Source organism: Pseudochrobactrum sp. AO18b (assembly GCF_000409565.1).
Classification (GTDB): Bacteria; Pseudomonadota; Alphaproteobacteria; order Rhizobiales; family Rhizobiaceae; genus Pseudochrobactrum; species Pseudochrobactrum saccharolyticum.
In genome coordinates, this window is the sequence record NZ_ANNO01000125.1 from 1 (window position 1) to 7,341 (window position 7,341).

The following is a 7,341-nucleotide window of genomic DNA, read 5'->3' on the forward strand; positions in this document are numbered from 1 at the left end:
AGTGATAGGCAGCCGGCGACATATGACTATCCGGCATCCGCCCTGCATTATAATGGCGGTGCAAAATACTGAGCGCTGTTTTCAGCATCATCTTTGCCGAACGCGCAGGCCATGAACGCTCACGCTCCACCAATTCCAAACCTTTGAGAAAACAGCATATATCCAGCAATATACCGGATAATTCCGGCCCTACAGCGATGAGTGCCTTATTCACCCGATCCCGGCAATCCAATGCGTAATCACTCAACTCGGCCGCACCGCCCCGCTCCCCTCTGACACGTCCGGCAACACTGGCATCCCAATTGGCCGAAATCCGTGGCATCATATTCCCGCGTGTGAAATCAGCCCTCAACCGCTCTCCGGCATGAAACTCGTCATCACTCAAAAAACGCCGCCCCGTCTGCTTGTTTTTCCGGTAAAGCAAAGCCAGCGGGGATTCAGCATTATTAACGGTACGGTTCCGGGTGCTTTCGCCGGTTATCTGCATAACAGGTTCCTGTGGCTGTTCCGTCTCAGCAGGCTTCTTTAACGTCTTCAGCAGACCGCGTCCTGCAAGTTCCAAGGTGATTTTGTCCTGCTCAGCTTTCACCAATCCGGCCTCCAGCAAATGCTGCAATACCAGCTCGTGACAGGTAATCGTGCCGCCCTCATCACTGGTCAAGAACCAACGCCCTTCTTCACCTTCGAACCTTGCCGCTGACCGCAGCAGAAATCTGAGTACCCGCAAAGCTGATTGCTGATCTTTCGGGGAAAATGAAGTGATGGTTTTGCTCATTCCCCTGCACTCCCGCACGGATAAAGCGCCCGAATGAGATATTCAAACGAGCTGACACTGCGGTCAAATTTTTCATTCTCCCGCATGTCCTCAATCAAATGACAGGCATGTTTAACCGTGGTTCTTTCACGGCAAAATGCATAGGCCACTTCAGACATCGACAGGCCGAACATGGTATGAGCGATATACATACCGAATTGCCGGATTCTGGCGATATGGCAATTGCCGCGTTGGGGACTGCGCAAATCGTGTAAGGATACCTGAAAGAAAACAGACAACAGCGCCATTAAAGCCCCGCACAGTTTCCAGGCACGCAATTGCCGCTCCCTGCTTGTCAGCTGGCTCTTTACACTGCTGTTTCTTTGCATCAGATCAGCCAAATACAGCGCATTCTCTGTCATGCGTTTGTTGCCGACATCATTCTGCATGGAATGTATATCCTGCCCGCCGGATAAACAATGCAGGCGCGATGACTCCGGCAAATTATGCAAGACAACAAGTGAATCCGTGCGACCGGATAAAAAATCTGGAAAATTGTTCAACATATGCCCTCCGCAGACGACATATCCTTAATATAAAAACCTTATACGGGGATAAACTTGAGTTTATAGATATAAATATACAATTAAATTCAAATAACAAATATTAAAAAAGAATCTATACATAAAAATAAGCCATTCAATAAAAACATTTTATCAAACAATCAAATTTAATTATAATAAAAATACTCAAATAACCAATACTACATTTAAAAATTAAGAATATCTGCTTATCCCCCGCCAGCAGCAAAACATCATAATCCCCTGCATGATGAAGGGGATTAACAATGTCAGCCACTCTACAACAGGAAAAACAGCTGTTTCTGGAAAACCGTAAAGAAGATGCACTTCATGCAGCGCAATCCGTCGCCTTACAGCTGAGCTGCGGCATCGACTTGCAACAAGCCTTAAATGCGCCGGCCGAAAAGAGAGCAAGTATTGCAGCGAAACTAACGCGGCTTATCAAAAGAGAACGTCTGAAAGGTCTGAATAAACACTGGAGTTACGATATCAACCGGCACATTGCGCTGAAACAAGCCCAGACACGCCTGCTGCAACTGCTTTGATAATACATAAAAAAACAACGGCACTTTCGCGCCGTTGTTTATCTCTTGATATCTCGTTGAAGAGATACAGGCCGGATCAGGCAGCTTTACGCTTACGACCAAGACCCATCTTCTTAGCAAGCTGCGAGCGGGCTGCAGCATAGTTCGGAGCAACCATCGGATAGTTAGGATCCAGATCCCACTTCTCACGATACTGTTCCGGCGTCAGATTATAATGGGTCATCAGGTGGCGCTTCAGCGATTTAAATTTCTTACCGTCTTCCAGGCAGATAATATAATCGTCGTGAACTGATTTTTTCGGGCTGATTGCCGGTTTAGGCTTTTCAACCACAGCAACCACTTCTTCACGAACACCTGAACGGGCAAATGCTGCATGAACATCAGCGATCAATGCAGGCACTTCACCGGCACGTATTGAGTTATTGCTGACATAAGCGGCAACAACATCAGCTGTAAGACTGAGCAGCAGTTCGTCAGCAGAAACCACAGTCTCTGGATGTTCCATTATACTTCCTTTACCTATAAATATTGCTGACTGGAAACCCTCTGAAAATACATGAGAAGTCTATCCATTCACCAATCAACCAGTTTAACCTTAGCTTGCCACCCGCAATCATCTTCTCATATCTGTAAAATTTGTAAAATGTCAATTTATTTCACGATTTTGTTAAGTGATGCTGTAATTTTTGACTAAACAATTAAATTTCAACACTCAAGATCACGAGAATTAATATCTGCGAACCTGCCGAAAACAGAAAACTATTTCTCTTCTCATCTGAAGATTATCAATCGGAGCCTGTTATACACATAGTACAATGTAAAAACATGCTTCTGAAACTATCTTCAGCAAACGAATTCACCAAAAACGTGAAATTTCGCCTCTTGAAACAAACTACAGTAAAACTCAGCAAACACTGCGATATGAAGCAATTTTGCGGATATTTGCTATTCTATCAAAAAATCCTGTATTTCTATATTAAGTCATTTTTCTGGCAATTCATGGCTCCGGATATTTTATACAAGGATTTTTGCAAAAAAACTGCTTTCATAAGATTATCCGCCGCACGGGCAGATCAAACGCCTGCGTATGTTCATATTATGCCTTTGAAAATACACGGTTGTATATTCACCTTTTAAAAAGCGGTTAATATCCCCATATATTGGAAAAATGACTATTCTGAACACAGGCAGGCCTGACTAAACCAGATCAGTCCTGCTCTTTTTGACCTGCCTTTATGAATAACGCACATTCGGCTTGAAAACGCCTTATACTTTCCGAATGTATGCTGAACCGCCGGAGAACCATCATGTCCGAGAAAAACATGCCTCAACGCCCGCTTAAAGTTCAGAAAACCGATGCCGAATGGCGCGAGCAGCTCACACCGGAGCAATATAAGATCACGCGCCAGCATGGCACAGAGCGCGCATTTTCCAGCCCAGATTTTGATCTCAAACTCCACGGCACATATCACTGTATCTGCTGTGACCGTCTGCTCTACAATTCCGAAGATAAATTCAATTCCGGAACAGGCTGGCCGAGCTTTACCCGTCCGGCTGAACCGGAAGCTGTCAGTGCTTTTGAGGATCATTCCTATGGTATGAACCGTACAGAAATACGCTGCGCCGATTGTGATGCTCATCTCGGCCATGTATTTCCTGACGGCCCAGCACCAACCGGACTGCGTTTCTGCATGAACGGCACAGCATTATATTTTACTGAAGCCTGACAGCCTCAAATTTTACATCTCATCTTGGCAACAATACCGGAAACAGTATGAACCAGCATTCATTCCCTAAGCACAACGCCCCAGCAACTGAGAAGAAGGCGTTCAGCGACACGCGCCACGGTATTGTCCGCCATGATGAATATCACTGGTTGCGTGCTGCCAACTGGCAGGATGTTCTGCGTGATCCCTCCCTGCTGGATGCACAAATCCGTTCGCATCTTGAAGCTGAAAACGCCTATCAGTCAGCCTTGATGGCAGATACGCAGGAGCTGCAAAAACAACTGTTTTCGGAAATGAAAGGCCGCATCAAGGAAGATGACTCCAGTGTGCCGGTCAAAGACGGAGCCTATGCCTATGGTATTTCCTATGTCACCGGCGGGCAGCATCCGCAATATTTCAGAACACCGCGGGATGGCGGCGATAAAACCATTCTGATCGACGGCGACAAGGAAGCAGCATCCCTTGCCTATTTCAGCCTTGGCGGACTGGACTATTCGCCTGACCATAAAGTACTGGCATGGTCTGCGGACACTAAAGGCTCCGAATTTTATGACATCAAAATCCGTGATCTCTCCACACTGGAAGACAGCGCGGATTTGCTGACATCCACCGCAGGCGGAACTGTATGGGATGCAGCAAGTCAGGGCGTTTTCTATGTGCAGATGGATGATAATCATCGCCCTGCCAAATTATTCTATCACCGTACCGGCACAAAGCAGGATCAGGATGCACTGATCTATGAAGAAAAAGACGCCGGTTTCTTCATGAATGTTTCCGGCAGTTCACTGAATGACTTTGTTTTCATCAATATTCAGGATCATGAAACTTCTGAAGTCTGGCTGATACCGGCCAATAATCCGCTGGCAAAGCCACAGCTCGTGGCAGCGCGCGAAACCGGCATTGAATACAGCCTCACAGAAGGCGGGGATGTTTTCTATATTCTCACCAATATTGACGGTGCAAAGGACTTCAAGATTATGTCCGCACCGGTCAGCGCCCCGCAAAAACAAAACTGGACGGAAGTCGTTGCCGAGAAATCCGGCACAATTATTCTGGATGTTGGGGCGTATAAAAATCATCTGGTCTGGCTTGAGCGTAATAATGGCCTGCCGCGCATTGTTATCCGTGAGCGCAGCAGCGGGACAGAGCATGCTATTGCTTTTGACGAGGAAGCCTATTCGCTTGGTCTGCATGGCAGCGCTGAATATGACACGGATGTGATCCGTTTTTCCTATTCATCCATGACCACGCCGAGCCAGCTTTTTGATTATAATATGGTCACACGCGAACGCGTGCTGCTGAAAACGCAGGAAGTGCCAAGCGGCCATGTGATTGAAAATTATGTCACCCGCAGGCTCCTTGCACCGGCAGCGGATGGTGAACTGGTACCGGTTTCCATTCTCGCCCATAAAGACACACCGCTGGACGGCTCGGCTCCATGTCTTCTCTACGGTTATGGCGCTTATGGCAGCTCCATTCCGGCAAGTTTCTCGACCACACGCCTCTCTCTGGTTGACCGTGGTTTTATCTATGCCATTGCCCATATTCGCGGCGGCAAAGACAAAGGCTTCGCCTGGTATGAAAACGGCAAACGGGAACATAAGGTCAATACATTCACTGACTTCATTGCTGCAGCAAAACATCTTGTGGCAGAGAATTTCACCCGTCATGACCGGATTATCGCCCATGGCGGTTCGGCAGGCGGCATGCTGATGGGCGCTATCACCAATATGGCACCGGAAGCCTTTGGCGGGATAATTGCCGACGTGCCGTTTGTGGATGTGCTGAATACTATGCTGGATGACAGCCTGCCGCTGACCCCGCCGGAATGGCCGGAATGGGGCAATCCGATTGCATCGGAAACGGACTACCGTACCATTGCGTCCTACTCCCCTTATGACAATGTATCGGCACAAAATTATCCCCCGATACTGGCAACAGCAGGTCTGACCGACCCGCGTGTTACCTATTGGGAAGCAGCAAAATGGGTTGCTAAACTGCGCGATCAGTCCACCAGCGGCAATCCTGTACTTTTCAAAATCAATATGGAAGCAGGCCATGGCGGTGTTTCAGGGCGTTTCTCGCAGCTGGAAGAAGTCGCCTATAATTATGCTTTCGCGCTTAAGGTTGCAGACAGACTGTAACAGGCGCATAAAGATATGAAGCCGCAGAGCAGAAAATTCTGCTCTGCCGTGCCTTCCGAAAACAGGAAAGGATTAAGCCATGCCATTCATGTCTCTGAATTTCCTCAGCAAAAGCGGGCTACGGCTTTGCGTGTCCGCTTTAAGCATTCTGGCTCTGACCACCATCTCAACACCGCAGGCGGAAGCCGCGGTTCGTAAAAATGTCAGTGAATATGCAGGGCAGCGCTGCAATCCGCCTCCGCGTGGCAGCGGTGTTATTGTCGGCATTTTTCAGGGGCTTGGCGAAAGCGCCTTTGTCAGCAGTGACTATCCGGAGGTGATCAGCCGCTATCGCTGTTTCCCCTCGCTGGAAGAATGCAAAGGCTGGCTTTACACGATGCAAAGCCTCTATAGCGCAGGACTGCCCCGCGCAGCCAAATGCCTGAAACGCTAACAACAGCACTATATACACTGTGTTCACTGTGATGAAACAAAGCGGAATTACCTGAAAACCCTTGAAATTCCGCTTTTTGCCCGCAGCCGGTTACTTTGCAGTAACCTGCGGATTTTTACATGCCTTCTTGTCAGCGGCGCTTTGCTCCTTAATTTCCGTAACACCGATATCATCCCTCCGGTGAAGGAAAAGACCATGACATTCTTTAAAACAGCAACACAGTTTCTGACCTCAGCGGCTGTTGCCGCGACACTTGCAACCTCCGCCCTCTCCGTATCCTCTGCCCATGCGCAGGAAAATAAAGCACTGAACTGGCAATTCTTTCAGGCAGATGAAAACGGCTTTCTCCGCACACCCGTTCTGCTGACCGGCGAAAAAGAAGCGATTCTGCTGGATGGCGGCTTTACGCTTTCAGACGGCAAAGCCCTCGCAGAAAAAATCAAGGAAAGCGGCAAAACACTGACAACAATCTATGTGAGCCAGAGCGACCCTGATTATTATTTCAGCCTCAGCCCAGTCAAAACCGCGTTTCCTGATGCGAAAGTGATTGCCGCACCGGCGACGGTTGAAGCCATTAAAGGCAATGTGGAAGGTAAACTGAAAGTCTGGGGTCCGCAGCTGAAAGAAAACGGCCCGCAGACGCTGGCTGATGTGGTGATGCCTGAGGCTTCAGACGTCAAAGAGCTGGATCTGGAAGGCAAGAAAATCGAGATCATTGATGCAGAGAATATGCGGAACCGCCGTTACCTCTGGGTACCGTCTCTGAAGGCTGTTTTCGGTGGTGTTCTGGTCACTGCCGGTGAACATGTATGGCTTGCCGACACACCAAAAGCAGAGCAGCGTCAGGCATGGATCAAAACCCTTGATGCCATTGCGGCACGCAATCCTGAAATTGTTGTACCTGCCCATATGAGCGCCGGTTCAAAAACTGATGTTTCTGCAGTTACCTTCACCAAAGACTATCTTGTAGCTTTTGAGGAAGAACAGGCCAAAGCCAAAAACAGTGAAGAACTGATTGCCGCTATGAAAAAGCGCTATCCTGATCTGGGCGGTGTATCCAGCCTTGAGCTTGGCGCCAAGGTCATTAAGGGCGAAATGGAGTGGGAATAACCGTCTCCCACCTCTGAAATAAAAAAGCACCGGAAATTCCGGTGCTT

General features: G+C 48.2%; 8 protein-coding genes. 5 read left to right on the forward strand and 3 right to left on the reverse strand.

Annotation, left to right across the window (positions count from 1 at the left end; all coding sequences use genetic code 11):
* On the reverse strand, positions 1-775 hold a 775-nt coding region (locus A918_RS19510; RefSeq protein ID WP_022710034.1), incomplete at its 3' end, for a DUF6456 domain-containing protein.
* Positions 772-1,203: a helix-turn-helix domain-containing protein gene (locus tag A918_RS0105235; RefSeq protein ID WP_028233416.1), complete on the reverse strand. Its 432-nt coding sequence runs from the start codon at positions 1,201-1,203 to the stop codon at positions 772-774. The genes A918_RS19510 and A918_RS0105235, both read right to left, overlap by 4 nt.
* A 398-nt stretch (positions 1,204-1,601) precedes the next feature.
* Here A918_RS0105235 and A918_RS0105240 point away from each other — a divergent pair, with 398 nt between their 5' ends.
* Positions 1,602-1,880, forward strand: a complete 279-nt coding sequence (locus tag A918_RS0105240; RefSeq protein WP_022710036.1) for a hypothetical protein — start codon at positions 1,602-1,604, stop codon at positions 1,878-1,880.
* 76 nt (positions 1,881-1,956) lie between these two features.
* Here A918_RS0105240 and A918_RS0105245 read toward each other — a convergent pair whose 3' ends face one another.
* Positions 1,957-2,385, reverse strand: coding sequence for a MucR family transcriptional regulator (locus tag A918_RS0105245; protein WP_022710037.1), 429 nt, complete (start codon positions 2,383-2,385; stop codon positions 1,957-1,959).
* A gap of 802 nt (positions 2,386-3,187) precedes the next feature.
* On the opposite strand from A918_RS0105245, the gene msrB reads away from it, so the two are divergent.
* The 4 genes from msrB (at position 3,188) to A918_RS0105270 (ending at position 7,294) form a co-directional block, all read left to right on the forward strand.
* The gene (gene msrB / locus A918_RS0105255; protein ID WP_022710039.1) at positions 3,188-3,607 is read left to right on the forward strand and encodes a peptide-methionine (R)-S-oxide reductase MsrB; all 420 of its coding nucleotides are present in this window, start codon (positions 3,188-3,190) and stop codon (positions 3,605-3,607) included.
* Between the two features lie 47 nt (positions 3,608-3,654).
* Positions 3,655-5,751 (forward strand): S9 family peptidase, encoded by a 2,097-nt coding sequence (locus A918_RS0105260; RefSeq protein ID WP_022710040.1) that lies wholly within the window; start codon positions 3,655-3,657, stop codon positions 5,749-5,751.
* A gap of 79 nt (positions 5,752-5,830) precedes the next feature.
* Positions 5,831-6,184, forward strand: coding sequence for a hypothetical protein (locus A918_RS0105265; protein WP_022710041.1), 354 nt, complete (start codon positions 5,831-5,833; stop codon positions 6,182-6,184).
* A gap of 195 nt (positions 6,185-6,379) precedes the next feature.
* Positions 6,380-7,294, forward strand: a complete 915-nt coding sequence (locus A918_RS0105270; RefSeq protein ID WP_022710042.1) for an MBL fold metallo-hydrolase — start codon at positions 6,380-6,382, stop codon at positions 7,292-7,294.
* Positions 7,295-7,341: the final 47 nt, after the last annotated feature.

What these genes read in the sequence shown, in the direction of transcription:
- A918_RS0105240 (WP_022710036.1), top strand. Translation starts at nt 1,602, where the DNA reads ATGTCAGCCACTCTACAACAGGAAAAACAGCTGTTTCTGGAAAACCGT.
- A918_RS0105245 (WP_022710037.1), bottom strand. Translation starts at nt 2,385, where the DNA reads ATGGAACATCCAGAGACTGTGGTTTCTGCTGACGAACTGCTGCTCAGT.
- A918_RS0105260 (WP_022710040.1), top strand. Translation starts at nt 3,655, where the DNA reads ATGAACCAGCATTCATTCCCTAAGCACAACGCCCCAGCAACTGAGAAG.
- msrB (WP_022710039.1), top strand. Translation starts at nt 3,188, where the DNA reads ATGTCCGAGAAAAACATGCCTCAACGCCCGCTTAAAGTTCAGAAAACC.
- A918_RS0105265 (WP_022710041.1), top strand. Translation starts at nt 5,831, where the DNA reads ATGCCATTCATGTCTCTGAATTTCCTCAGCAAAAGCGGGCTACGGCTT.
- A918_RS0105270 (WP_022710042.1), top strand. Translation starts at nt 6,380, where the DNA reads ATGACATTCTTTAAAACAGCAACACAGTTTCTGACCTCAGCGGCTGTT.
- A918_RS0105235 (WP_028233416.1), bottom strand. Translation starts at nt 1,203, where the DNA reads ATGCAGAATGATGTCGGCAACAAACGCATGACAGAGAATGCGCTGTAT.